This is a genomic window from Acidisphaera rubrifaciens HS-AP3 (assembly GCF_000964365.1).
Lineage (GTDB): Bacteria > Pseudomonadota > Alphaproteobacteria > Acetobacterales > Acetobacteraceae > Acidisphaera > Acidisphaera rubrifaciens.
Genome location: NZ_BANB01000457.1, coordinates 1 through 326 on the forward strand (window position 1 = coordinate 1; position 326 = coordinate 326).

Annotated in this window: 1 protein-coding gene; it reads left to right on the forward strand. The window is 73.3% G+C overall.

Going from position 1 to position 326, the window contains the following annotated elements:
- Positions 1-33: 33 nt before the first annotated feature.
- Positions 34-326: ATP-binding cassette domain-containing protein (locus B8460_RS12885; protein ID WP_148360593.1), on the forward strand; the 293-nt coding region annotated here is incomplete at its 3' end.

Consider the following 326-nt stretch of genomic DNA (forward strand, 5'->3'; position numbering starts at 1 on the left):
GGGCGACGCCGCGGGCCGCGGCGCGGAGCCGGCATGAGCGCGCCGCCCGCCGTCCTGATCGAGGGTCTTCGCAAGCGCTTCGGCGCGACCGAGGTGCTGCGCGGCGTGTCGCTGTCGGTCGCGGCCGGCGAGCGCGTGGTCATCCTCGGCCCGTCCGGGTCGGGCAAGTCGACGCTGATCCGCTGCATCAACCGGCTGGAGCGGCACGATTCCGGCCGCATCGTCGTCGAGGGCACGGAGCTGACGGACAGCCCGCGCGCGCTCGCCGCGATCCGGCGCGAGGTCGGCATGGTGTTCCAGTCGTTCAACCTGTTTCCGCATCTGAC